The sequence below is a fragment of the Alteromonas sp. ABV4_150 genome (assembly GCF_056311745.1).
Genome location: NZ_CM149971.1, coordinates 1,427,246 through 1,453,188, shown reverse-complemented (window position 1 = coordinate 1,453,188; position 25,943 = coordinate 1,427,246). Strand labels below are relative to the sequence as shown.

Sequence of the window (25,943 nt, the reverse complement as noted above, 5' to 3'; positions counted from 1 at the left end):
TTGCGGGCTTTTTTCGTTTAGCTTTTTGTGAACATTCATTGATTCACATATGCGTATACTTGGTCGCTAATTTCATTAAAATGTAATCCAACTATGATCTAGCAGTTTGCTAATTGCGTTGAATATCAATGTGTTCAGCTAGGGTTAATGAACTCACCTGCATTATTCTTGGTCGAAAATGTAGATAAATTAAGGGCTAATACGCTGCGTTACTTAGCGTGTAGCCTCGTTTAGTTACCTTTACTTGATTAATGATAATAAGTATCATTTGCGTGAAAAGACAAACGTTTTAGGAAAAATTATGACAATAACACTGAAAAAAATAAGCGCCTTAGTACTGGCTTCGGCCGTTACTTTATCGATGTTTTCTTCACAGGCGCTTGCTAACGGTGCAATTGGTGACCACGTAAATAACCTACACGCGCATATTGGTGAGTACACCGAAGAAGTACATTGGTTAGAGAGTAAGTTTGGCAGTGTTGTTGATGCGTATGAAGCAAAAGACAAGTCTTTAAAAACAGACGTGTTAATCGAGTACTGGGAAGAAGTAGATTTTCACTCGGCTATCGAAACCCAGTACGTGCCTATCTATGCTTCTATTTGGCAAGGAATTTATGGCGTGAAAGTCGCCATTGATGAAGGCAAGCCTGTTGCTGATGTACGCGTAGAGCAAGAGAAGCTAAATCATGCCTTGTGGCAGGCGCTAGGCGCAGTTAAACTTGCGTCTCAATATCAGAAGAAAGGTTTGGTAGGCAAAGTTCAAACTACTGAAAAAGAGCCGACTACAGGCCCTGAAGTTATCGACGATATCAAAACACGTCTTGATCGTGTTGTTGCCAAGTACGCAGAACAGCTGCACGAAGTGGCAACAACATTAGTTCACGAGACCTACCTTCAACGTTTTGAAGGTGTAGAAGGTGACTTGATCGCGAAAGACGCAGCCTTGGTTGAAGACCTAGAGAAAGATTTTAACGTAACGCTGCCACAAGCCATTTCGAAAGATTCGGGCGTAGATGCCGTACGTAAAGTTGTAGAATCTATGCAGACTAAACTTGATCGAGCTCGCGCACTGTTAGTTGAAGTAGAGAAAAGTCGTAAAGACGTTTTTTAAGGAAGGGGTATGCAACGTAGAACATTTTTGCAGGGTCTAGCCGCAGCTGGTGCATTAACTAGCCTGCCGTTTAGCTTTGCTCACGCCATGACCCAAACAGGCAGCGTGTCAGTAGAGTCTTTGCCTAAATTAGAGGGTGATCTCACCCTTTATTTAGGTCGTGGTGAAGGCGGTTTGTACGAAAATGTTCTTAAAGCTATCGAAAAACGAAACCCCAAACTGAACTTAAAGGTTCGACGTGGTGGCTCGGCAGCGCTGGCAAACACCATTGCTGCAGAAACGAAAGCTGGCGTTAAACGTGCTGACTTGTTTTGGGCTGTAGACACCGGTTCTATTGGCGTTGTTACTGATGCTGGTGCTGCAAAGCCATTGCCTGATGATTTACGTTCGCAGCTTCGCGAAGACTTTCAGTACCCTAGCTGGTCACCGGTAACTGGGCGTGTGCGTACACTGCCTTACAACACTGAGCGCGTTAAACCCGAACAAATTCCTGAAAGCGTTATGGCGTTAGCCGATAGCGATTTGAAAATTGGCTGGGCGCCAGCTTATTCGTCGTTCCAGTCTTTTGTTACCGCTATGCGTATTTTAGAAGGCGAAAAAGCCACTAAAGCTTGGCTTAAAGGCATTAATAAGCATTCTAAAAAATACGCTGGCGAACTAGGCGTGGTTATGGGTGTTGAACGCGGTGAAGTAGATATTGGCTTTGCCAATCACTATTACACGCTTCGCCTTAAATCAGGCAAGCCAAACGCCAATGTGGCTCTTGCTTACAGCAAAGGTGATGCAGGTTGCTTGGTTAATGCGTCTGGCATTGTGGCATTAAGCGACGGTGACTTACCGGTTAACTTTATTCGTTATCTACTGTCGCAAGAAGTGCAGTCTTACCTTGCTCGCGAGGCTTATGAAATACCTTTGGTTCAAGGGGTTGAACCACCACGAGGCTTAGCGGATTTAAGCACGCTTTCGCCACCTGAAATGGACCTTCGTAAACTGGCTGATTTACGCCCAACACTTAACCTTATGAGGGAAGTTGGCGTACTGTGACAAACTGGCCAAAGTCGTATCCACTGGCACTTCTTATTGCGCTGATGGCTTTATTGCCCGTGGGCGTTTTGTTTTCTTTAGCTCAAGATAGTGCGCAGTTTTTCGATACCCACAACCTCCGTGTTCTGGGCAACACAATATCTCTTGTTGTACTGACTATCATTGGTTCGGTGCTCTTAGGTGTGCCCCTTGCCTTTTTAACTGCCTATGTACAAATGCCATTTAAGCGGTTCTGGCTTATATTGTTGGCCGCGCCGCTGGCACTGCCAAGCTATATTGGCGCATTCGCCATGTATTTTTCATTCGGTCGTGGCGGCGAAATAGAAAATGTATTGGGGTTTTCCACCCCGCCGATTAGCGGGTTGTGGGGCTCGGCTCTGGTCATGAGTCTATACACCTATCCCTTTGTAATGATGACAACTCGTTCAAGCTTACTGAGTTTGGATGCAAGCTTAGTTAACGCGGCGCGTACACTAGGTCTATCGCTTGGCGCAAGCTTATGGCGCGTGGTGTTACCGCGTGTGGTAAATAGCGTCGCCGCGGGGGCACTTCTTGCTGCGCTTTACGCCTTATCTGATTTTGGCACGCCCGCAATAATGGGGTTCGACACTTTCACCCGCGTTATCTTTGTTGAATACAACGCTTTTGGTTTGAGTCAGGCGGCTATGCTAAGCCTACAGCTGATGGTGATTGTTGGGCTCATTCTGTTTATAGAAAGTCGTATAGGCGGGGCACAAGAGCGCCCAGGAAAGCACTTATCGTTATTCCCTGCACGTTGGCAGCGCAACCTCATGTTGCTTGCGACCATGCCTATTGTCTTTATGGCTATCGTACTTCCTCTAGCTATCTTCACGCTGTGGTTAGTGCGAGAGGGCACAGGCGGTTTTGAATTAAGCTATGCATGGAATTCAGCCCATGCGTCATTTATTGCCGCGATTGTGGCCGTGCTACTTGCCATTCCGGTTGCTCACGCGGCTATTGCGGGTAAAGCTGGTCGATTTATGGAGCGCATTACCTATTTCGGCTTTGGTGTACCAGGCATTGTGATGGGTACAGCGCTGGTATATGTAGGGCTTACGTACTTGCCTGCGCTATATCAAACCTTAAGCTTATTGGTTATGGCCTATGTACTGCGTTTTATTCCTCTTGCGGTGGGCAGCGTAAGAAGTACTGCAGAGAATATAGATTCGGGCTTAGTCAAAGCTGCTCGTGTACTTGGCGCAAGCCCTCGTGAGGCGTTTATACGAGTTACGCTGCCACTTACCCTTCGTGGTATGATTGCAGGGGCTGCTTTAGTATTTTTAGAAGCCATGCGCGAGTTGCCCGCCACGCTAATGTTGGGGCCTACAGGTTTTGAAACCTTAGCCACTTACATGTGGCGTGTTTACGAGGCGGGTTACTTTGGACGCGCTGCCGTGCCGGGGCTTTTACTTGTTTTATTATCAGGTGTGGGGTTAATTCTCATGCTGTCGGGCGAAAGAAAAGCCCAGTTTACCGTTACCGAGGATGATCGTTCGTAATGCTTAGTGTAAATAATTTGTCAGTGAATTATGGGTCTACCCGCGTTGTCGACAAGTTAAATCTTGAGCTGGGGCAAGACGAAATCCTTATGCTGGTAGGCCCAACCGGCTGCGGTAAAACTACTATTTTGCAAGCTTTAGCGGGACTCATCCCTATTTCAGAAGGCGCTATGAGCCTTGGTCATTGGGAAAGTACAGCAAGCAAACACGTACCGCCTGAAAAGCGTAATGTGGGCATGGTGTTTCAAGATTTTGCGCTATTTCCCCATCTTACCGTTCAGCAAAATGTATGTTTTCGTTTAAAAGACACTAAGCTTGCTGATCACTGGCTTAAACTGTTAGGTCTAGATAACTTCCGCGATGCAAAACCTGCACGCCTTTCTGGCGGTCAGAAGCAGCGTGTTGCATTGGCCCGCACCCTAGCGCATGAACCTTCTTACGTATTGCTAGACGAGCCCCTGTCTAACTTAGATGCTGCGTTGAAAGACAGTTTGCGCTGGGAAATTCGCGATGCGCTTAAAAAGGCTGGCGTTCCTGCAATTTGGGTAACCCATGACCAAGAAGAAGCGTTAAGTGTTGGTGATAGAGTGGGCATACTAAACAAAGGTGTGTTGGAACAATTAGACACCCCTGAAGCCTGTTACTCTTCGCCAGCAAGCCGCTTTGTGGCGCGTTTTATGGGTGAGGCAAGTTTCTTAAGTGCAACCTTTGATGCTAGCGAAGTAAATACAGACAAAACGGTCGTTACTGAAATTGGCAAGGTGCCAGGCACGCCACTTCAAGGTGCTAACGGCGATGTAGATTTGCTGGTGCGTCCTGACGATTTAAGTTTAGATGCCACACTTAGTGAAACGAACTGTACCGTTGAGTGGGTGCGCTATGAAGGCGAAAGCAGACTATATGCAGTTATACTAGACAGCGGCGATGAACTTAAAGTACGCGTAAGTCACGAAAATGCCATTAAGCCAAATACTCGTGCGTTCGTTCAGTTGATTACAACACACCCATTGGCCGTGTTCCCCAGAGGTTAATTTTGATTAAGCGCGATGTTATTGTGATTGGAGCAGGTGCAGCAGGGCTTTTCTGCGCGGCACAGGCAGGCGCACGAGGGCGCAGCGTAGAAGTGCTCGATCATGCCAAAAAAGTCGGCCGCAAGATCCTTATGTCAGGTGGTGGGCGCTGCAATTTCACCAATATGTACGCGGGGCCAGAAAATTTTCTCTCGCAAAACCCTCACTTTTGTAAGTCGGCACTAAGCCGCTATACCCAATGGGATTTTATCGGTTTGGTTGCCGAGCATGGTATTGCCTATCACGAAAAAACCTTAGGTCAGCTATTTTGTGATGACAGCGCCAAAGATATCGTCGATTTATTGCTTAACGAATGTAAGAAAGCAGGCGTTACCATTACTACTCGCTGTGAAATTACAAGCGTAGAAAAGGTTGAATGTGGGTACTTACTAACTACGTCGAACGGCGAATATAGCTGTGAGTCTTTAGTTATCGCAACCGGTGGTTTGAGTATGCCAAAGCTGGGGGCGACGCCATTCGGTTATAAAATAGCTGAACAATTTGGCCTGAACGTATTACCCACACGGGCCGCGCTTGTGCCTTTTACCTTGCATGATAAAGACAAAGAGACACTGGCAGAGCTTAGCGGTATAGCCGTTGACGTGTACGCCAGCTGTAACGACACCACGTTTAAAGAGGCAATGCTCTTTACCCACCGTGGTTTGAGCGGCCCTGCTATGCTGCAAATTTCAAGTTATTGGGAGGCGGGTGATAGTTTAAGCATTAATACGCTGCCCAATGACGATGCCACTGTACTTATACAAACTGCTCGCACCGAAACGCCAGATGCACTACTTGCTACCTGCTTAAATAGAGTATTCCCCAAACGCATGGTGCAAAGCTTTATTGAATATCATAACTGGCGCAACGTACCGGTAAAACAACTTACTCACAGCGAATGCGATGCTATTGCTGACACATTAGAAAATTGGCAAATAAAGCCTAATGGCACCGAAGGCTACCGAACAGCGGAAGTAACCATAGGTGGCGTAGACAGCAACGAACTTTCATCAAAAACCATGATGGCCAAAAACGTCGAAGGCCTTTACTTCATAGGTGAAGTGGTTGACGTTACCGGCTGGCTCGGCGGCTTTAACTTCCAGTGGGCATGGAGCAGCGGCTGGGCAGCAGGGCAGGTGGTTTAAAACGACATACCAATTGCCAACCCGGCAACAACCGCGCTTTTGTGGTTTCTGTGGTAATCGTAATGAAGCTGGGGTGATACGGTAATGCCCGACATTTCAAATTCATATAATAAGCCTACTCGGGCTACCTCCATTTTATGGCTGCCGTGAAACTCAACGCCAGGGCCTATCTGGGCAATAAAGTTGTTAGTAATGTGAAGGTCGGCAACAAGTAGATAAGTATAAGCGTCTAAGTCTTCAAAGGCATATTCAGCAACAAACCCCACACCGAGAAAGTCACTAAGTCGATACTCATAGTCAATGCCCAACGTAAAGGCGTTGCCACACTCCTTTGTGTAAGTGGTACCGACTAGTGCCGATAAATGATGAGGTGACGTTTCCCAATGATGAGCATTTCCTTTTGCTGCAACAGCAGGAGCAAACGCCATGGCTGTGACCATTCCCAAGGCTATTCTTACTCGCATAGTGATGCTCGCTTACGTTTGTCTGTGAATTCCTGAAAGTTAAACTTTCAGCACTTGATAAAGCGTAGGTGTTATATGGCGTTCTCACCAATGAACTTTAGTTGTAGCTATTTTTTAGTGCGTTATGGCGAGGGTAACGCGACACTATGCTAGTTTTTTGGCGCTATCTAAAATGATTAAATATCATTAAGGTAAAAAGGTTTAATGAAAGGGATGCGCGAATGCAAAGCAAGAATGAAAAAGACACGTTTATAGACGCCTGCACAACACAGCTACTGAGTCTTTATAAGGCGAGCAAAGATGGCAAAAAGGTAGAAGCAGAAAAGTATAGAGTGCAAGGATTTATGCACGCAGGCGAACTAATGGGCTTGATCAGCAAAGAAGAAGGTAAGGCACTTATTGCTGATTTGCATGTAGAAGTGTTCGGTGAAACTATCAACGAAAGGGCACAAAGAAAGCGCAAACTCGAAGCATTAAAAGAGTCAGATTTAGATGCTTACTTTGCGATACCGGCCATTGAGCGTCGTTAAACAAACCTTCGCTTATGAACTTACTTTGTGAAAACGGCGTTTTTACTACTATGATTATTCATGTGGGTTTACCCGCATCGGCTACAAATGGACGTTCTGCAAATTTACAACATCAGCCTAGCTCTAGAACGGATCGGAGTATGAAGTAAAAGAGAGGTCTTGTGCTAAAACAGTTAGTTTATAGAAGCCATTCGACTGGTCACGTAGATGAAACAGGTTTACAAAAAATAATTGGTGACTCTTTACTCTTTAATGAACGTCACAATATAACAGGTATTTTGCTTTTCGACGGAGAGTATTTTTTTCAGGTACTTGAAGGTGAGAGTGAGCACGTAGACTTTCTATTTGAGCACATAAAAAAAGACAGCCGCCACAATAATGTGGTGAAGGTAACGGAAATTGTTGTTCACAAGAGAAATTTTGGTGATTGGCATTTACGAGCCTTATCAATAGTAGAAGGCAGCAGTTGTTACTGGTTACCCCCCGATATTACACTCGAACGGGAAAGCCGGATGTTTGCCCTTCTTAATAGCTTTGCTTCTGGTAAATGGCGCACATGTTTAACTGATGAAGCCCGCAGAAATCTGACGGTAAATATAGTCACACCAGAAAAAGACATTGCACCCTACAGAGATTCCCCTATTCAGTTTGCGTTCCAGCCCATTGTCGATACAAGTAGAGGGAAAGTGTCATCCATAGAAGCCCTCATACGGAGCGAAGACGGTAAGTATCCCGAAGATATCATGCGGTGTTTTGACGGAGCGGATAAGTACGAATTTGACTTGGAGACGAAAGCTATTGCCATAAAGCAAGGGGCGGCGCTAATCTCTTCTGAACAATCGCTGTCGATAAATCTATGTCCCGGTGCTATTACCCACCGAGCAAATGTAGGCGAATACTTACATAGCCTTGCTACTTGCTCAGGCCTTAAACCCCAGCAGTTAGTCTTAGAGGTAACTGAGGTTGAGATAATCAGTGAAAGTGATGCGTTTCACACCGCAATTGAACAGATTCGTTCTTTTGGTATCCGTATCGCTATTGATGATTTTGGCGCAGGCTATGCTGGACTTTCGTTACTTGCAGACTTTTCTCCGGACAAAATAAAGTTAGACAGAAAAATCACAACAGGTATTCATGAAAATGGACATAGGCAAGCTATTACTGAGGCGGTACTGGAGTTTGCGAATTCGATGGGTATTCCTTTAGTGGTTGAAGGGGTAGAAGACCTAGATGAATGGTTGTGGTTACAGCATGCAGGTGTACAACGCTTTCAAGGGTATTTATTTGCTAGGCCTAAACTCAACGGCGTAAGTGGTGTTAAGTTCAGTGTCTAAGGGTTTGTTAACTTGGATTACTATATATTCTAAATATTAACTTTAAGTGTTTAAGGAGAAAATTTTAAGGCGAGCTGAAAATTATAAACTAAACTTAACGTGTGCTGGTTTTCATACCTAAATATAACCAAGCATAACTTATCTTAGTGTAATAGCCGTACAGGGATATTTTTGCTACACGGATTTGGCTGCGGTATCAGTAGGAAGCAAATCTATGACATGGCGTGTGTCAGGCAATTTTATTCGCTTATTTATCGGGCTTTTTTTGTTTGTAGCAAGTGCCCACTCGCTTGCTAATTGCGATTTAGAAAACAAATTTAATGGGCCGACTTCGACAATTTTTCCTCTTAAAGCGGGAGATCAGCGACTCGAGTTAACCTGTAATGTCGATGCGCAGTATGTTCTGTATTTCCCGCGGAACTATATTAATTACAACCAGCTATACGATAGCAAAATGCGCAAAGTGGATAGATTATCTAGTGCCTTCGAAGCATACATGATCGACAGTTCAAACAAGCGCTTTTATCTAGATATCAATGCACAAGTGGATCGCAGCGTATCGTTTAAAGTGATGCCGCTTAGTGACTTTCATAAATTTGCTTCTATTCACACGCTCACAATGAGCTTATTTATTGGTTTTTGTTTGGCGCTTACTCTATATGTAGGCATGCTCGGCACTAGCATGCGTAATTATGGGTTTTACTCGTATAGCTTTTACGTTTTTAGCGCTGGCATATTCTTTTTGCTTCAAGAAGGTTTATTAAACATTATATTCCCGCAAGTCCCTTTTCTTGCAAATTTCCAACTGCACTTATTATTTGCTGGGGTCACAGTTTTTGCCGGTGTGAAATTTTTAGACCAGCTTCTTGATTTTAAATCGCTACTAAAAGTGTGGCAGCGTCAGTTTTTATTAGGAATGGCTTGTACCGCACTGGCGTTTTCTGTAGTTCAGCTTGTCCTTCCGGTCTCAGGTGCTATGAAAATTAACAGCATGTTGAGCTTGATAACTCTCATAACCATGATGTGTACGCTAGCAAGTTGTATTTATGCTGCGTATCGCAACGTGCATTGTGCAAACTTGGTAATGCTTGGGATAGCAGTGATGGTCTCGTCCATGCTTTTTCGTTTGGTTTTTACAGAGGTATCGCCATTTTTATACCGATACGCCCTTGTGTTGGGTATAACTATTGAGGCTTTTATCTTTGCTGTTGCTACATCGAGAAAGGTTAAAAAGCTTGATGATGATAGGCTGAGTGCATTTAAACGCGCCTCTACAGATTCGTTATGCAAAGTGTTAAACCGCAGTGGTTGGGAAGGCGTGGCGCAGTCGCTGCTGAATAGCTTCAATAAAGAGGGTGGCTATTTAACTCTGTTGTTTATTGATATCGATAAATTCAAAGAAATTAATGACCAATATGGACACCACGCAGGGGACAAGGTCTTGCAGGTCGTGGCAAAAATTTTAGTGAGCCGCTGTCGCGAGCAAGATGCCGTGGGGCGCTTAGGGGGCGATGAATTTGTGGTATTAAGTCACTGCTACAGTGAAGGTCAGTCTGAACGTCTGGCTGCCCGCATTGAGGAAAGCTTGGCTGAGCGTGATATCAGAACAGATAACGTGGTGATAAATACCACAGCGAGTGTAGGAGCTTACATCACCAAAGAACGCTACAAAGACTTACCAAGCTTGTTAAACAAAGCCGACAAGTTGATGTATAGCGTGAAAGAAAAGCGTAAAAACGCCGAGTTTGCTACTAGCTCTTAATATAACATTATCTTAATTGTGCCTTCGCGACCTGCTTAACAGCTTTCGTAAGGTCGGCAAGCGCGGACGACTCGAGAGTTGCGTAGTGCCAAAAAAGAGGAACCGCTAGTGCTTTGTCTGGGAAAAGCGCAGTAAGCTCGCCTTCTTTCACTTCTTGTGCCACCTGAAGGGCCGGGAGTAGAGCCCACACTACGCCGTCCAGCGCCATTTTTACAAAACCGTGAGACGAAGGATACCAGTGACATGACGTAAAAGTAGGCGCAATATTTAAACACTCTCTTTGAAAATCAGTAAGCAGTGTCACGTCGTGTTCGTCGTACAAAAGGCCTGGTGTGTTCATCACATTTTCAGGCGTTATACCCTTATGAAGATATCGTTCAACAAACCGTGGTGACGCGTAAAGCTGATAGCGCATGGTTCCAAGCCTCATCGACTGACCACCAGTAACCGGTGTGCCCGTTTGACTAATACACGCCATAACGCGGCCTTGCTGAAGAATGTCTCGGGTTTGGGTTTGATCCGCGTTAACAATGTGAACAGGGTTGGCTCGCTTTTCGCTGAATGCTGCCATAACTTGTGAAAACCAAGTGGCAAGCACATCATTATTCACCGCTACGCTAATAGGTACCGCGGAAAGCTTCTAAACCACTTTTTATATTTAGTGCTTCTTCAAGCACGCTCACTTTTTGTATATGCGAAAGCAATTCTTGCCCCAAGGGTGTAGCGCGAAGGGGCTTGGTTCGCACCATAACAGGCCCGCCTACACTTTGTTCAAGGCGTTTGATTTTTTGCGAAACAGCAGACTGCGTAAGGTTTAACGCTTGAGCGCCTTTTTCGAAGCCACCATAGCGCAGTACTTCATGAAAACATCGAAGCGCATCATAATCGAGCATTTTTAAAGCCTGTGAAAGGAAAGTTATAATTATTAATTTTACTTATTGAATACAAGTATCATTAATTTAATTAAGTATCGCAAGCTGTATAAAATAGCGCCACTTCAAATTCTTGTTTGGCTGGCAATTTCTAACACTAGGCACCATAAAGCCCTGCAAAGAAAAACCAAACAATAGAACGTAAATTCATTAATCATCTAAAGAGGCATTTAGCATGTTGGCGGCAGTAACCAGTGGTTTTGTAATGGGCGGCACTCTTATTATCGCAGTAGGCGCACAAAACAGCTTTCTGATTGAACAGTCGATGAAAAAGCAGTGGACAACTCTATTTGTCTTACTGTTTATTTTAAGCGATGCCATTTCTATTAGCTTAGGTGCCATGGGCTTTGGCTTGTTACTGCAAGAGTACCCAATGCTAGTAACGGTTACCAAGTGGGCTGGCGTAGCGTTTTTGTTGTGGATCGCTTTTAACAAGATAAAGTCTTCGCTGGCAAATGATGCTCTTGTTTTAGAAATGGCACAAAAGCAACTATCGTTCAAAAAAGCGCTACTTATTGCGCTAGCAGTGACCTGGCTAAATCCACATTTTTATTTAGATACATTGCTGCTAATGGGCAATTTGGCGAGCCAGTGGCAGGAAAATAAATGGTGGTTTGTGGGTGGTGCGATTGGTGCGTCTATTGTCTGGTTTGTCGGTTTAAGTACGCTTACGGCACGTTTTGCCCATCATATGCAGCGGCCCAACTTTTGGCGTTGGTTTAATCGGTTAAATGCAGCAGTACTTGGAATGGTGAGTATCCAGTTGGCAAGTCTTTAGTGAGAAAAACGCTGAATAGCAAAATACTAAGATGCGTTGAATATCTTGCCATCGGGGAATTAGTATACTTCTACATATACGCCAAAACTGCTGTTTTAAAGGGATATATAAGTGAGCTGGATTTATTTGATTGTTGCGGGCTTACTGGAAATTGGATGGCCCGTAGGACTTAAAATGTCGCAAGAAACGGAAACCCGCGTTATGGGAATTCTGCTAGCCATAGGTTTCATGGCTGCCAGTGGTTTCTGCCTTTGGATGGCACAAAAACAAATACCCATAGGTACGGCGTATGCCGTATGGACGGGGATAGGTGCCGCGGGCACGTTTTTGGTGGGGGTGATGTTTTACGGCGACCCGTCTTCATTAGCGCGTTACTTCGGCGTGGCGCTTATCGTGGCCGGTGTAGTGGTGCTCAAACTCGCGCACTAGTACGAAGTTGATTTCTGTTTGAAATGGCCCCGTTTAAACCAAATAGATACGACAAAAAAGCCCGTTGGTAATTTACTGACGGGCTTTTTAGTTTGCGTTTGATTTTCTAAGTGAGCCTATTGATAGCCTAGCTGGTTTCTTAACTCGGCCATAAAGGTTTCAATCCGTTCAGCATTTTTGCCTAAATCGCTTTTACCTACACGCGACTTACTGCGAATATCAATAAGGGTATCATCACTTTTTGCAGTTAAACGAATGACCACATCGTCTTTAAAGCCAAACCATGTCGTTGTATCTGTGGCTTCTAGTGTGTTGGGCTGTGCACCTTCACTCACTCGCTCCCAGCCTAGTGTTTCTATGGCTTTTTCTGCAGCTATATAAACTTGATTAACAGGTTGTGGCAGCAGCTGTGTTTTAATTTCAGGGTAAGCCTCAAGCTGCTGCTTGGTTACATCACCGCCTTCATAGGCTACAGAGTTAGGTGCGCCTTCTCTTAGCGGTGCAATAGCGACAAATTCAGGTGGGTTTGTAACATCGGTTGTAATGTCGTGAATTGGTGGAACGGCGCTAGCTTTGCTCATCATGCTAACAGGCATGCCAACGGCTACTAGAGCAAGTACTGCACACAAAAATGTGCTTCCCCAACTTATGTTCTTACGATTAATCAATACCTGTAAAATAATAAGTATTAGAGCTGCACCACCCACGTATACACCAAAACGAAGTGACGTGAATGCGGTACCTAAACTAACACCGGCATATTGATAAAGTGGTCCGGGTAACACCACCATTAAAAAACCAACAATACTGGTAAGGGCAATGAGTGCTTTCAAGGGAACTCCAAGGTTATTCTTTTTAGTTTGACCAGCCTACTTTAACAGTGAAAGCGGTAATTTGGTTTACTTTCGTCAAAGAAAAATTCAACTAGGCCCGCGCGTAACATATTTGTACACTGGTCCTGTCTTTTTTATCAGCATCAAGTTATAGGTAATAGGTTTTGCATACACAACCAAACGCTAGTCATACGTACGAAATGCAGGCTGAACTTCTTGTTGATATTTTATCGACGCAAAAAAGCCAGTTCATCAAGGGTGTTACTGAATATGCGCTCATTGAGATGTTAAAAAAACCGCCTTATCAGCTTTTTGATGAAGATGCTTTGCGAGACCCGCTAATGCTTTTTAAAACGCATTTTGTTCTGTTTAATGCACTGTATCAGTTGAGGCAGTATTGGATAAAACAAAGCGAAGGTATGTTAGAGATCCACGCACTTGGTATAAAGCTAAACCTGTTTAGCGAGAGTCAATTGCCGCAAAGGAATGATGAACTAAGTGCTACGGCTTTAGATAATCCTGACCCACTTGCAACGTATTATCTCGACTGGGGAAATTTTGAAGAAGCTGACCGTGATACTGTCGATACTCTGCTAAACGCGTTTTGGCAAAAAATGTTGAGGGGAGATACTGGCAGCTATACGCACGGGGATATTGAAAAAGCGCATGATGTACTTGGTCTTTCTAAGAACGAGCCAGTTACGTTGTTGCAGTTAAAACGTGCTTACAAACGTGTACTGCAATTTGCACATCCCGATAAAGGTGGAACACAGCAAGATGCTCAGGAAGCTATTCATGCCTACCAAACCCTCACTCAACATTATTCGTTAAAATAGAACGTGCGTTGGCCTTAAACTTCGTATTATTCGCATAGTGTATACGGGCTTTTGTAATTGACCGACAACATCGGTAACTTCAGCTTCATTGGCTTTTCTTGTGCGTGATAAATGCGCACAATATGACCTATAAGAGCGTAGATTCGTATCAATGATCGCTTAACTATGCCACGCCTTTTCCGATTGTCCCCACGTCCAAGTTATAGGATTAGGATGAATCGGCGCATTGGAAGCAAAACTAACGTTAAATTTATCCGTATAGAACCCAGACCGCGTTCTATGTGAAAGTTATTGGGAAATAGAAAATTTATGAGTCGCATTTTTTATGTTACTGCAGCACTAATAACATTGTTCGGTGTTATTGGGTGTTCAAATGAAGGCGAGCAAGCGCAGCAAGGTGCTCAGCAAGGTATGCCTGCACCTTCAGTGTCGGTAGTTACGCTGAAACAGCAACCTGTAGTACATGAAATGGTGTTGCCTGGGCGGATAAGCCCATCGCGCCAGTCGCAAGTGCGCCCTCAGGTAGATGGTGTTATCACCGAACGTTTGTTTGAAGAAGGCGCATATGTGGAAAAAGGGCAACAGCTATATCAAATAGATGAAGCGCGTTACTTGGCCCAGTTGAACAGTGCAAAAGCTGACTTGAAAAGCGTTCAAGCAAATCTAAAAACTTTAGAAGCTAAGGCGCGACGTTACGACGATCTTGTCGCACAAAATGCGGTAAGTAAGCAGGAGTACGACGACGTAATTGCGCAAAAAGACCAAGCGCAAGCCGCTATCAGCGTAGCCGAATCGGCAGTTGATGTGGCAAAGGTAAACATGGGCTACACCAAGGTATACGCGCCTATAAGCGGTCGAATTAGCCGTTCATATGTCACCGAAGGCACGTTGGTTACTACCAACCAGGCACAGCAGTTAGCCACTATTACTCAATTAGACCCTGTTTATATTGATATGCAGGAGTCTGGTGCGTCTATCATCACGCTACGCCAGTCTATGCGTAAGCAAGGCTCAATGGATGTTGAACTAACAGTAGATGAAGTCACGGGTAAGCGCTACGAACAAACAGGTAGTGTGAAGTTTTCTGAAGTGACCGTAGATGAATCTACAGGCTCGGTTACTCTGCGCGCCGAAATGCCAAACCCTGATGGTGTGTTGCTTCCTGGTTTGTTTGTAAAGGGCCATGTCATTACTGGTCGTGAAAATGCGCTTTTGGTTCCCCAGCGCGCGACGACCCGCCAGCCAGACGGTTCGCTTTCTGTTTATGTAGTGAACCAGAACAATGAGGTAGAGGGCCGAACCTTAGAAATCGGCAAGATATACCGTGATCAGTACGTAGTGATAAGCGGCGTAAATGAAGGCGAAAACGTCATTGTAACTGGTTATCAAAAGGTAAAGCCTGGGGCGAAAGTTAACCCGTCAGAATGGCAACCATCTTCACGTGGCTCACGATAGCAAACAAGGGATTTAAGTAATATGGCTCGTTTTTTCATAGACAGGCCCGTGTTTGCATGGGTGCTAGCAATTATCACAATGATGGCGGGTGTGTTGGCGATAACCTCACTCCCCATTGAACAATACCCTAAGGTAGCGCCTCCGTCGGTTACTATCTCGGCAACTTATCCTGGTGCTTCAGCAGAAACCGTTGAAAACTCGGTAACGCAGGTCATTGAGCAAAGCTTAACGGGTATCGATAATCTCCGCTATTTCTCGGCAAGTAGCTCTAACAGCAGTATGTCAATTACGCTGACGTTTGAGCCGGGTGCAGACCCAGATATCGCCCAAGTACAAACGCAAAATAAGGTGCAGGGCGCATTACCCTTACTGCCAACGCAGGTTCAGCAGCAAGGGGTTACCGTTACCAAAGCAAACAGTGCATTTGCGCTAGCCGTAGGCTTTTATTCTGAAGACGATTCGATGACGCAGTATGATCTGAGTGACATGCTGGTTTCAAACTTTCAGGACCCTATTTCCCGAGTAAACGGTGTAGGTAACGTAAGAGTATTCGGTGCACAGCGCTCTATGCGTATTTGGCTAGACCCAGACAAGCTGTACAGCTTCAACCTAACGCCAACTGATGTACAGGCCGCAGTCCAGGTTCAAAATACTGATGTCTCAGCAGGTCAGTTAGGTGGGTTACCAGCTATCGAAAACCAGCAAATTAACGCCACTATTCAGGCGCAAAGCCGGCTTCAAACCGTAGAAGATTTTGAAAATATCGTGCTACGTGTGAACACAGACGGGTCGCAGGTACGTGTGCGTGACGTGGCCCGAGTAGAGCTGGGTGCACAAAGTTACGATGTTATTGTTCGTTATGATCGCAAGCCCGCATCGGGCATGGCGATAAGCCTAGCGTCTGGTGCCAATGCGCTAGATACTATCAAAGCAGTAAAAGCTCGCGTTGAAGAGCTGCGCTCAAACCTACCCGATACAGTGAAAGTTGTTTACCCGGTAGACAGTTCGCCTTTCATCGAGCTTTCTATAGAGTCGGTAGTACATACACTTATTGAAGCAGTTGTACTGGTATTTTTAGTGATGCTGCTGTTCCTTCAAAACTGGCGTGCAACGCTTATTCCTACCATTGCCGTACCTGTCGTATTGCTCGGGACTTTCTCGGTGTTACTGGCCTTTGGTTTTAGTATCAACGTATTGACCATGTTTGCCATGGTGCTGGCTATCGGTCTTCTTGTTGATGACGCTATTGTTGTTGTAGAAAACGTTGAGCGTATCATGGAAGAAGAAGGTCTGCCGCCTGCTGAAGCGACAAAGAAATCGATGACGCAGATCACCGGCGCACTGGTGGGCATTGCCGCGGTACTATCTACGGTCTTTATCCCTATGGCGTTCTTTAGTGGTTCAGCCGGGGCTATCTATCGTCAGTTTTCAGTAACTATTGTTTCAGCGATGGCGTTCTCTGTGTTGGTGGCTATCGTACTCTCGCCTTCTTTATGCGCCACGTTATTGAAGCAGCATTCCGAGGATCACGATAAAAATAAAGGTTTCTTTGGGTGGTTTAACCGCACGTTTAACAAAGGGCGTGACCGCTATCAGAAAACAACAAACCACATGGCAAAGCGTTTTAAGCGTTACTTCGTTGTATACGGCTTACTTGTTGGCGGGATGGTGTTTATCTTCAGTCAGCTTCCTGGTGCCTTCCTTCCAGATGAAGACCAAGGTCGAATGATGGTATTGGTAAGCACACCTCCAGGCGCTACCGCGGGTCGTACGCTCGAATCCATTAAGCAAGTGGAAGACTACATTCTTGAAGAAGAGAGCGAAGCGGTCAACGGTATGTTTGCTGTAGTAGGCTTTAGCTTCGCGGGGCAAGCGCAAAATGCCGGTATGGCGTTCTTAAACTTCAATGATTGGAGTGTGCGTGACGAAAAGAACTCGGCCTTCGCGGTAATGAATCGAGCTTTTGGTGCATTTAGCCAAATTGAAGATGCGTCTGCGTTTCCTATTGTACCGCCACCTATCATGGAGTTAGGTAACGCAACAGGCTTTGATATGCAGCTGGTAGACCGCGGTGGTAACGGCCATGAGGCCCTTATGAATGCGCGTAATCAGCTTTTAGGTATGGCTGCGCAAAACCCGAAATTGGCGGGTGTCCGTCCTAACGGTTTAAGTGATGTGCCCCAATTCAAAATCAATATTGATAGTGAAAAGGCGTCGGCGCTTGGCTTAAATCTCAGTGATATTAACAGTGCGCTGCAAATTGCTTGGGGTTCAAGCTATGTGAATGACTTTATCGACAAAGGGCGTATTAAGCGGGTATACATGCAGGCAGACCTTCCTCATCGTATGACACCAGAAGACCTAGATAAGTGGTTTGTACGCAATAGCGATGGTGAGATGGTGGCTTTCAGCACCTTCTCAACAACCGAGTGGGTATACGGCTCACCCAAGTTAGAGCGCTTTAACGGTATATCGTCGGTAAATATACAAGGTAGCGCTGCTGAAGGTATCTCTTCAGGTGAAGCCATGGATGAAATGAAGAAGTTGGTAGAACAGCTGCCTCCTGGGTTTGCAATTGAATGGTCAGGCTTGTCTTTTGAAGAGCAAGAAGCGGGCTCTCAGGCGCCTATGCTGTATGCCATTTCTATTTTGGTTGTCTTTCTATGTTTAGCGGCGTTGTACGAAAGCTGGTCGGTACCCTTTGCGGTAATGCTTGTTGTACCTTTAGGTATTTTAGGTTCGGTAACTGCGGCCTTCATATTTAACCTGCCCAACGATGTGTACTTACAGGTCGCATTTTTAACTACCGTAGGCTTAGCTGCGAAAAACGCGATTCTTATCGTAGAGTTTGCCAAAGAACAGTACGAAAACGGCGAAGACCTGATGACGGCTGTGTCTAACGCCGCGTCTCAGCGCTTCCGTCCCATATTGATGACGTCTATGGCGTTTATCTTAGGGGTTACGCCGTTAGCACTTGCTAGTGGCGCAGGTGCTGCAAGCCAAAATGCTATTGGCATAGCGGTAATGGGTGGCATGTTTGCAGCGACCTTTTTGGCCATATTTTTCGTTCCCATGTTCTACGTAATGGTAGAAAAACTATTTCATAAGGAAGACAAGTAACGAGCAAGTACGCTAGAGTGGGAAAAAACTTTTCATTTTTTACATAGGGATATTGGTAATGACCACCGTTGTTTTTTCTCACGGTAAAGAAAGCGGCCCATGGGGCAGTAAGATAACCACGCTTTCGAATGTAGCAAACGATATGGGCTTTGGTGTTGAGAGTATCGATTATCAAGATCTCGACTGCCCCGAAGCCCGCCTTGAGCGCTTAAAAGAAACTATCGCCGAAAAGTGTAATGACGTCGTGTTGGTGGGTTCGAGCATGGGCGGCTACGTATCACTTGCCGCTGCCAGTCAGATCTCTGCTAGAGGCGTATTTTTGATGGCACCGGCGCTTTACTTACCCAACTATAAAGTTCAACGCTTCCCGTACGACGGCTATGTAAGCTTAGTGCACGGCTGGAACGACGATATCGTGCCAATTGAGAACAGCCTTAAGTACGCCCGTCATCAAAAGGCACAGCTATTGCTGCTTAATGATGGGCACCGCCTTGCGAACAGTAAGTCTGTTATTTCACCTTTTTTCAGAAACTGGTTAGAAAAATTCCGCTACTAGTGCGTTAACCTCCAGCGCGACGGCTGCAGCGTTTTATTAAGACTAATCGCTTATAACGCTGCGAGGGGTTAATACATGAAATTGCCTATATTTATGGCATGATGGGGTATTGCTTAAAACAGGGCAGATGGAAATGGCATTTAACTTACCTCAAGCGCCGCAATGGTCGTCGCTGATAAAGTCGGGTTGTCGTGTCTTTGTTGGCGGAAATGCGGCGGTACCGCACGCGCTGGTTCAGCACCTTATTGATAACAGCGAAGGGTTCAGCGATATCGAACTGGTGCATATGCTGGCTTTAGGCGATACGCGGTGGGTAAAAGACGAGTATAAAAACCTCTTTAAAGCCAATACTTTCTTTATCGGTGGCGAAGCCATGCGAAAGGCTGTTGATGAGGGGCGAGCCGACTATACCCCCGTATTCCTCTCTGAAATTTCAAGCTTGTTTAACGATGGCACGCTGGCCCTCGATGCAGCCCTTGTTAATGTAAGCCCGCCAGATGAGTTTGGGTATTGCTCGCTAGGCCCAGCTGTAGATATTGCCATGTCTGCAATTAGGCAAAGCAAAAAAGTCATAGCCCAAATTAACCCTCAGGTGCCAAGAACCTCAGGGCACTCTTATATTCATATCAGTGAAATAACCGCGTGTATAGAAGCGGAAGAGCCACTAGTAGAAGTGACGCCGCCGCCAATAGACTCAGTCGCAGAACGTATTGGCCAATATGTATCTATGCTGGTGGATGATGGCGCAACGCTCCAATTTGGTATTGGAAAAATACCCAGCGCCACGCTTAAATACCTCTGCAATCATAAAGATTTAGGCATACACAGTGAAATGCTTACCGACAGTATTATCGAACTGTTGGAATCTGGCGCTATTACCAACAAGAAAAAGACGTTTCACCCCGGTAAAATTGTTACCAGTTTTGCTATTGGTACCCGCCAGCTATACGATTTAATTGATAGCAACCCGCATATTGAATTTTACCCGAGTAGCTACGTTAACAAACCGACTAATATTGCCAAAAACGACAATATGGTTGCCATAAACAGTGCCCTTGAAGTGGATCTAACCGGGCAGGTGGTAGCCGACTCACTGGGCTATGATTTTTATAGTGGCATAGGTGGGCAGGTTGATTTCGTCACTGGCGCGTCTATTAGTAAAGGCGGTAAAGCCATTATTGCGCTTCCTTCTACCGCAAAAAATGAAACTATTTCACGTATTACGCCGCGTATAAGCGAAGGTGCTGGGGTGGTAACTTCCCGCGGTAATGTACAGTATGTGGTAACCGAATACGGTATAGCTTCACTTAAAGGTAAGAGTATTCGAGAACGTGCGTTAGAGCTTATTCGCGTGGCCCATCCTAAATTCCGTGCTGCACTATTAGAAGAAGTGCGTCAGCATTATTGGGTGCCCCATTATCAAGAAAAGTACCCCACAGATATTCCGGAATTGGGAGCTATTCAGCTTAAAAAGCTTAATATACAGGGCGAGACGTTTTACATGCGCCCGCTGAATCCGGCAGACGAAAGACGACTGCAAGAATTCTTTTATTCCCATACAAAAGAGACATTAAGGCTGCGCTACAACTACGACCCCAAAAAAATGTCCCGCGAGAAGTCGTGTAACTTGGTATCGGTAGACCAAAGCTCTGATGCGGCGCTGTGTATTGTGAGGCAAGAGGGCTCGCGCATTACTATTCACGCAGTGGGGCGCTTTTACTACAACCCAAACGACAATACCTGCGAAGCCGCTTTTGTCACTCGGGAAACCCAGCAAGGAAAAGGCATGGCAAGCCGCTTGTTAAACGAGCTTATCACGGTAGCAAAAATAAGAGGTATTGCGAAAATGATGGCATATGTGCGTGGCGATAACAGCCCCATGATCACTATTTTCGAACAAGCCAAATTTAAACGGAAATTTACTGGCGACCCCAGTGATATAGAGTTAGTACTAGACGTGGCATCACTGCATGACAATTAAAATATTTCGCGGCAAGCACGGCACCAAACACGATTTAGGTAAGGACCATCCCGAATCGCCAGACCGTTTATTTGCTATTGACGACCAACTGCTTTCTTCAGGACTCGATATGGTGTGTGAGCATGCTGACGCCACTCCTATTGCTGAAGCCTACCTGAAACTAGCGCACGACCCATATTATGTGAAGAGTGTGTTTGAGCATGCAGCTCAATCTATCTTTAACGACCACGAAAAAACGCTCTATTCAGAAAACAAAGACAACGTGGCTTGGTTAGATGAAGACACAGGTTTAATGCGCCACAGCTTAAACGCTGCGCTAGAGTCGGCGGGCGCAGGGTGTAATGCTGTCGATTGGGTAATGGAAGGCAATGACCGACAAGCCTTTTGTGCTACTAGACCACCCGGGCACCATGCGACATACGATAGTGCTATGGGGTTTTGTATTTTTAATAACATTGTTATAGCTGCTCGCTACGCGCTCCAAAACTATGAGCTAAAACGGGTTGCCATTGTCGACTTTGACGTGCACCACGGAAATGGTACCGAGCAGATTGTAGCCGGCGATCAGCGCATAATGTTGTGCAGTAGTTTTCAGCATCCCTTTTATCCACACAGTGGCTCGCCGGTTTCAGCTAGTAATATTCTCTCGGTACCGCTTGAAGCTGGTGCTACAGGAGACGTTTTTAGGGAAAAAGTGCAGTATTGGTTCGATGCATTACGTAACTTTCAGCCTGAACTGATTTTTATCTCTGCAGGCTTTGATGCTCATGCTGAAGACCCAATGGCTCATCTACGCCTAGTAGAAGATGACTATTTCTGGGTAAGCCAACAGCTTCGCGCCGTTGCTGATACATGTTGCGAAGGTCGTATCGTAAGTATGCTAGAAGGCGGTTATGACCTAAGTGCCTTGGGCCGCAGCGTAGTGTCTCATCTAAAAGGCATGAGTCGTCCTATCGAAGACACCCAATAGGACGAAGGGTTATCTAGCCTCAACAATCTTTCAGACTAGGCTAGTCATCTTGCAAGCATATAAAGACCCGCACCTAGCATAGCAAGGTTTTCTGTCAGTGAAATAAAGCCAAGGGGTAGGTCTGAATTTCCGCCAACACAGGCACATTTAAGCTCTCGCTTATCGATATAGACTGCCTTGATAACTGAAACGGCACCGATAGCGCCGATAAAAATGGAAACCGGTGAAACCAATAAAGCAGGCAGCCCCGCTAACATGCCAAGCCCTGCAAATGCCTCTGCGAAAGGGTAAATATAGGCGTACCTAACGTGCTTCATTGCCAATAAATCATAGGTGATAAACTGGTTTGAAAAAGCCACTAAGTCTTGGAGCTTTTGGAGGGCAAGAATCACCATTGCCACTCCAATAAAATTCAATATAAAAGGCTCTAATCCTGCCGGTAGGCCGCCTTTTAGCATAAGGGCAAATACGATAAGTGCCGCTAAAGAAAAAATTACGATAATAGGTGTGTAGCGCGACCCAAATTCACTTTCTTGCTTTAAATTGAAGTAATCTCTCAAGTCGTCATAACCGCCAACACGTTTATCGTCTATGAACGTCTGCGGGGTTGTTTTCACACCATGCCTTTCTTTAAAGGCGTCGGTTTCACTTCTGTTAGACAGATGATGATCATCAACCTTATAGCCTTTTCTTTCGAGCAGGTCCTTTGATTTGAGTCCAAAAGGGCAAATATGCTCTGGGGTAACCATGCGATAGAGAGTGGCTTGCTTAGACATAGTGGACTCCTTGTAAAGCTTTCACGATAGAGCAAAGAGCGTGCAATGTTTGCCGGCTTTTTGCGCTATCTAAAGGGATATAACGTGATACAAAGAGAGTTACATAATTTATGCCAGCGTTTAGCAGAAGCAACCTGTAGCATCAGTATTAATAACAGCGCCTGCATAGGGAAGTTGCGTGGTGTAGCTTACTACCTGTTCGACGAGGTTTTTGCCAGTAAAGCACCCATAGCCTGTGGCGTAAGGGCCTAAATAGCGAAGTTGCTCTTGTTTATCTAACACGATAAGTGCAGGCACGGCCTCAAGCATAGCCGCTAGTTCAGGTACATCTTCCACATCCAGCCTGACTTGGTGAAAATCGTCTCCCAGTTTTAAGTGAAGTTGAGACTGGTGTGGCGTTGTAAGCGTGTCGCAATAACAGCGAGACTGCGTTCCCACATGAACGATAGATCCTGATTGGATATCCTGCTTTTTTAGTAAGGCTACAAGGGATGCGTCAAAGTCTGGTGCCGTGGTGCGGTGCAGTAATTCGCCGTTAGGATCGAAATCTGATAGCTGGCGCTGACCATATACTAATAAAGCGGTGAGTAAACCTATCGCCCATAATACTAGTAGCAGCCAGCTCCCTTTTTTATGCATATAGCAAAACGCCATTAGTCATGCTTCAGGCTCAGCGCCTAAATTTTAAAGCGTTCAATAGCGCCGCGCATGCGTTGAGATATTTGTGACAACACTTCTACTTCGCCCGCAAGCGACTCGGCGGTAGCAAGCTCTTCAGAAGTAAGTTCACTCAAACGCGCGGTGCTCTGCGCAATGGAAGATGACGCGGTTTCTTGTTCTACAGCAGATGTTGCTATTTCAGTCATACTTTCGCTGGCATCGCGAATTTGCTGCATAATTTCTGTCATAGCCGAGGTGGCGCTTTCACTAGAAATAACAGCTTCATCGACCAGTTGTATACAGGTTTGCATTTGATCAACCGAGCTTGCCGTTTGCGCAACAAGTTGTTCGGTTATACTGGTAATTTGGTCTGCACTTTCTTTTGAACGAATTGCAAGGGTGCGCACTTCGTCCGCTACTACGGCGAAGCCGCGACCGTGTTCACCAGCACGGGCTGATTCGATGGCAGCGTTTAGTGCCAGCAGATTAGTTTGTTCAGCCACAGCAGTGATTGAGCGCATGGCATCAGAAATGTGGGAGCATTGTTCGTTAAGCGCTGTATTAGTTTGCGCTGCCGAATTAAGTGTATTGCGCAACGAGTCAATAGTATGACTGGATTTAGAAATAGAGTCCCGCGTAGACTGAGACGCATTTTGCGCTGCCGACGCTTTATCACTAGCAAGGGTAGTCTGCTCTGTTGATAGCTGCATGGTTTGCGCGATTTCTTCTGACGATGCTGATACCATGGCAAGCTCTTGATCAGTATTTCTACTGATTTCAAACATGTTATTTGCCGCTAACTCCATATTTGAAGCGCCTTTAACCACGTCATCAGTCAAATTAGAGGCAAGCTCAATGAGGGATTTCACTTGGTCAATAAGTTCAGCGAAAGGCTTAACTATTTTATTGTCTCGATTTAGCTCAACAGACAAGTCGAGCTTGCCATCATCTTGCTGCATGGTTTCAATGGCTAGGCGTAGTTCGGCGGCGCCAGCACCTTCTTGGTGGGCTTGCTTGGCCATGTACATCAATACGCCACCCTCGGACAATGCAAAAGCAGCATGCATAAGCAGGATAGGGAAAGTTACGTGACCTTCCTCAAAAATCATCAACGGCGCTCCGCCAGACTGTAAAAAGAAGAATGAAATATGATGGACAGCAACAACGGCGGTGCCTGTTGCTACTACTTTCCAATCTCTGAAATAAGAAAGAAAGGCAAGAAGTACGAAAATTTCAAAGTGAACTTCAATTAATCCAAAAGATTGGTGAATATGCAGTGCGGTAAGTAGCTGAACACCTATAGCCATTGCGTGACGGCTTATCGCCGAGTAAGGGTTTTGAACACTAAGTACCAGTGGCAATGCTGCAATAGGTACACCAAAGATAAACGCAGGTAGAAGTTCACCTGTAAACACACCAATAGCGATAGCAATGAGTAATTGAACAACAATTACAACACGAAAAATTTTATGACCTTCGAGGAGCCAAGGGTACTGCATGCCAATCTCCGATGGTTGTTTTGCAATAAGTGTAGGTTAAAAAAGGTGGGTGTGCTAATTTCTCGCTAGTCTACGTAAATCATGGTTTCTACGCTATTTAACTTTGGTATAGATAACTCATTTATTACATAAAGTTAATGCGTCAAGGCTCTTACAAGCTAAGGATTTTGTTATGCCCGCTATCGCTTTTTTGTCTACCGATAATCTTGAAGACTTTTTTGTTTATGATGAATTATTAATTCCGTTTTTTGAAAAGTTCGGGTGGTCGGTAGAAACTGTATCTTGGCATGACACCTCGCAGCATTGGGATAAGTTTGACTATGTTATTGTTCGCAGCACATGGGATTATCAGCAGCACGCTGAAGACTTTTTAGCGTGTTTAGAAGGCATTGATGCGTCGAATGCGGTGTTATTAAACCCGATATCCTTAATGAAGTGGAATATTGAAAAGCACTACCTTAAAGACTTACAGGAAAAAGGGGTTCATATTGTCGAAACAACCTGGTGTAGCGAATTTAATAACCATGTTATAGAAGAGTCATTTGAGCGCTTTAGTTGCGACACTGTGGTAATTAAACCCACGCTCAGTGCTAATGCTGACGATACCTTTAAGCTTTCCGCTGCCGACTGGCATGTGAATGAGAGAGTGCTCTACGATACATTTCTACAGCGAGATTTCATGATCCAGCCTTTCTTAAGTAGCGTTGTTGATGAAGGGGAGTACTCATTATTTTACTTCGGTGGTGAGTTCAGCCATGCCATTAAGAAAGTGCCGCAAAAAGGCGACTTTCGCGTGCAAGAAGAGCATGGCGGCAGCTTGCACTGTATAACCGTAGACAGTGAACAATTGGCTGTCGCTGAAAAAGCACTGGCAGCTATGCCCTGTGACGCACTATATGCGCGGGTTGATTTGGTGAAACAGAATAACAACTGGGCGATTATGGAGCTTGAGCTCATTGAACCCTCGCTGTATTTCAACCTTGACCGCCAGTCTCCGCTTCGCTTTGTAGAGGCTTTAGTGAGATTCCACGCGTCAGCGCAGTGAACAGAATAAAAAAGCGGCATGCAAACTCTGAATCTGCAAGCCGCTATTTAGTTAACTGTCCTTGTCCGAGTTTATTGAAAGGCGAGCGTTTAA

General features: G+C 45.3%; 22 protein-coding genes and 1 pseudogene. 17 read left to right on the top strand and 6 right to left on the bottom strand.

Features of this window, described 5'->3' with window-relative positions; all coding sequences use genetic code 11:
* Positions 1-301: 301 nt before the first annotated feature.
* From ACYX4M_RS06295 to ACYX4M_RS06275, 5 genes are read left to right on the top strand one after another with little or no spacing between them, the layout of a single operon-like run.
* Positions 302-1,111: a hypothetical protein gene (locus tag ACYX4M_RS06295; RefSeq protein WP_476082329.1), complete on the top strand. Its 810-nt coding sequence runs from the start codon at positions 302-304 to the stop codon at positions 1,109-1,111.
* Between the two features lie 9 nt (positions 1,112-1,120).
* On the top strand, positions 1,121-2,155 hold the full coding sequence (locus ACYX4M_RS06290) for an extracellular solute-binding protein (RefSeq protein WP_476082328.1): 1,035 nt from the start codon (positions 1,121-1,123) through the stop codon (positions 2,153-2,155).
* Positions 2,152-3,675, top strand: a complete 1,524-nt coding sequence (locus ACYX4M_RS06285) for an ABC transporter permease (protein ID WP_476082327.1) — start codon at positions 2,152-2,154, stop codon at positions 3,673-3,675. Before ACYX4M_RS06290 ends, ACYX4M_RS06285 begins: the two co-directional genes overlap by 4 nt.
* A complete protein-coding gene (locus ACYX4M_RS06280) occupies positions 3,675-4,706 on the top strand; it encodes an ABC transporter ATP-binding protein (protein WP_476082326.1) in 1,032 nt (343 codons plus the stop codon). Before ACYX4M_RS06285 ends, ACYX4M_RS06280 begins: the two co-directional genes overlap by 1 nt.
* Positions 4,707-4,708: 2 nt before the next feature.
* Positions 4,709-5,890, top strand: a complete 1,182-nt coding sequence (locus ACYX4M_RS06275; protein WP_476082325.1) for a BaiN/RdsA family NAD(P)/FAD-dependent oxidoreductase — start codon at positions 4,709-4,711, stop codon at positions 5,888-5,890.
* On the opposite strand, the gene ACYX4M_RS06270 is transcribed toward ACYX4M_RS06275, so the two are convergent.
* Positions 5,887-6,354 carry a hypothetical protein gene (locus ACYX4M_RS06270; RefSeq protein WP_476082324.1) on the bottom strand — a complete coding sequence of 156 codons (468 nt, stop codon included), beginning with the start codon at positions 6,352-6,354 and terminating at the stop codon, positions 5,887-5,889. The genes ACYX4M_RS06275 and ACYX4M_RS06270 overlap by 4 nt on opposite strands.
* A gap of 221 nt (positions 6,355-6,575) precedes the next feature.
* Between ACYX4M_RS06270 and ACYX4M_RS06265 the strand changes: the two genes are divergently transcribed.
* The 3 genes from ACYX4M_RS06265 (at position 6,576) to ACYX4M_RS06255 (ending at position 9,980) form a co-directional block, all read left to right on the top strand.
* A complete protein-coding gene (locus ACYX4M_RS06265) occupies positions 6,576-6,884 on the top strand; it encodes a hypothetical protein (protein ID WP_476082323.1) in 309 nt (102 codons plus the stop codon).
* A 161-nt stretch (positions 6,885-7,045) separates the two neighbouring features.
* Entirely contained in the window at positions 7,046-8,218 is a 1,173-nt protein-coding gene (locus ACYX4M_RS06260; RefSeq protein WP_476082322.1) for a diguanylate phosphodiesterase, read from the top strand.
* Between the two features lie 214 nt (positions 8,219-8,432).
* A complete protein-coding gene (locus ACYX4M_RS06255) occupies positions 8,433-9,980 on the top strand; it encodes a diguanylate cyclase (protein ID WP_476082321.1) in 1,548 nt (515 codons plus the stop codon).
* 7 nt (positions 9,981-9,987) lie between these two features.
* Here the strand turns inward: ACYX4M_RS06255 and ACYX4M_RS06250 are convergent.
* Positions 9,988-10,873 (bottom strand): annotated as a pseudogene (locus ACYX4M_RS06250) (ArgP/LysG family DNA-binding transcriptional regulator).
* A gap of 214 nt (positions 10,874-11,087) precedes the next feature.
* Here ACYX4M_RS06250 and ACYX4M_RS06245 point away from each other — a divergent pair.
* Positions 11,088-11,690, top strand: coding sequence for a LysE/ArgO family amino acid transporter (locus ACYX4M_RS06245; RefSeq protein WP_476082320.1), 603 nt, complete (start codon positions 11,088-11,090; stop codon positions 11,688-11,690).
* Positions 11,691-11,801: 111 nt separating this feature from the next.
* The gene (locus tag ACYX4M_RS06240) at positions 11,802-12,119 is read left to right on the top strand and encodes a DMT family transporter (protein WP_476082319.1); all 318 of its coding nucleotides are present in this window, start codon (positions 11,802-11,804) and stop codon (positions 12,117-12,119) included.
* A gap of 116 nt (positions 12,120-12,235) precedes the next feature.
* On the opposite strand, the gene ACYX4M_RS06235 is transcribed toward ACYX4M_RS06240, so the two are convergent.
* A complete protein-coding gene (locus ACYX4M_RS06235) occupies positions 12,236-12,952 on the bottom strand; it encodes a DUF1499 domain-containing protein (RefSeq protein ID WP_476082318.1) in 717 nt (238 codons plus the stop codon).
* A gap of 164 nt (positions 12,953-13,116) precedes the next feature.
* On the opposite strand from ACYX4M_RS06235, the gene ACYX4M_RS06230 reads away from it, so the two are divergent.
* The 6 genes from ACYX4M_RS06230 (at position 13,117) to ACYX4M_RS06205 (ending at position 21,870) form a co-directional block, all read left to right on the top strand.
* A complete protein-coding gene (locus ACYX4M_RS06230) occupies positions 13,117-13,788 on the top strand; it encodes a DNA-J related domain-containing protein (protein ID WP_476082317.1) in 672 nt (223 codons plus the stop codon).
* Between the two features lie 309 nt (positions 13,789-14,097).
* Positions 14,098-15,243 carry an efflux RND transporter periplasmic adaptor subunit gene (locus tag ACYX4M_RS06225; protein WP_476082316.1) on the top strand — a complete coding sequence of 382 codons (1,146 nt, stop codon included), beginning with the start codon at positions 14,098-14,100 and terminating at the stop codon, positions 15,241-15,243.
* Between the two features lie 21 nt (positions 15,244-15,264).
* Positions 15,265-18,363, top strand: a complete 3,099-nt coding sequence (locus ACYX4M_RS06220) for an efflux RND transporter permease subunit (RefSeq protein WP_476082315.1) — start codon at positions 15,265-15,267, stop codon at positions 18,361-18,363.
* Positions 18,364-18,421: 58 nt separating this feature from the next.
* Complete coding sequence (locus tag ACYX4M_RS06215; protein WP_118490741.1) at positions 18,422-18,919, top strand: alpha/beta hydrolase; 498 nt, start codon at positions 18,422-18,424, stop codon at positions 18,917-18,919.
* A 133-nt stretch (positions 18,920-19,052) separates the two neighbouring features.
* Entirely contained in the window at positions 19,053-20,900 is a 1,848-nt protein-coding gene (locus ACYX4M_RS06210) for a GNAT family N-acetyltransferase (protein WP_476082314.1), read from the top strand.
* Positions 20,890-21,870, top strand: coding sequence for a histone deacetylase family protein (locus ACYX4M_RS06205; RefSeq protein ID WP_476082313.1), 981 nt, complete (start codon positions 20,890-20,892; stop codon positions 21,868-21,870). Before ACYX4M_RS06210 ends, ACYX4M_RS06205 begins: the two co-directional genes overlap by 11 nt.
* A 44-nt stretch (positions 21,871-21,914) precedes the next feature.
* On the opposite strand, the gene ACYX4M_RS06200 is transcribed toward ACYX4M_RS06205, so the two are convergent.
* The 3 genes from ACYX4M_RS06200 to ACYX4M_RS06190 form a co-directional block, all read right to left on the bottom strand.
* Positions 21,915-22,646, bottom strand: coding sequence for a MauE/DoxX family redox-associated membrane protein (locus tag ACYX4M_RS06200; protein WP_476082312.1), 732 nt, complete (start codon positions 22,644-22,646; stop codon positions 21,915-21,917).
* 120 nt (positions 22,647-22,766) lie between these two features.
* A complete protein-coding gene (locus ACYX4M_RS06195) occupies positions 22,767-23,285 on the bottom strand; it encodes a DUF6436 domain-containing protein (protein WP_476082311.1) in 519 nt (172 codons plus the stop codon).
* Between the two features lie 38 nt (positions 23,286-23,323).
* Complete coding sequence (locus tag ACYX4M_RS06190; protein ID WP_476082310.1) at positions 23,324-24,805, bottom strand: methyl-accepting chemotaxis protein; 1,482 nt, start codon at positions 24,803-24,805, stop codon at positions 23,324-23,326.
* A 172-nt stretch (positions 24,806-24,977) separates the two neighbouring features.
* On the opposite strand from ACYX4M_RS06190, the gene ACYX4M_RS06185 reads away from it, so the two are divergent.
* Positions 24,978-25,850 (top strand): ATP-grasp domain-containing protein, encoded by an 873-nt coding sequence (locus tag ACYX4M_RS06185; protein WP_476082309.1) that lies wholly within the window; start codon positions 24,978-24,980, stop codon positions 25,848-25,850.
* Positions 25,851-25,943 lie beyond the last annotated feature (93 nt).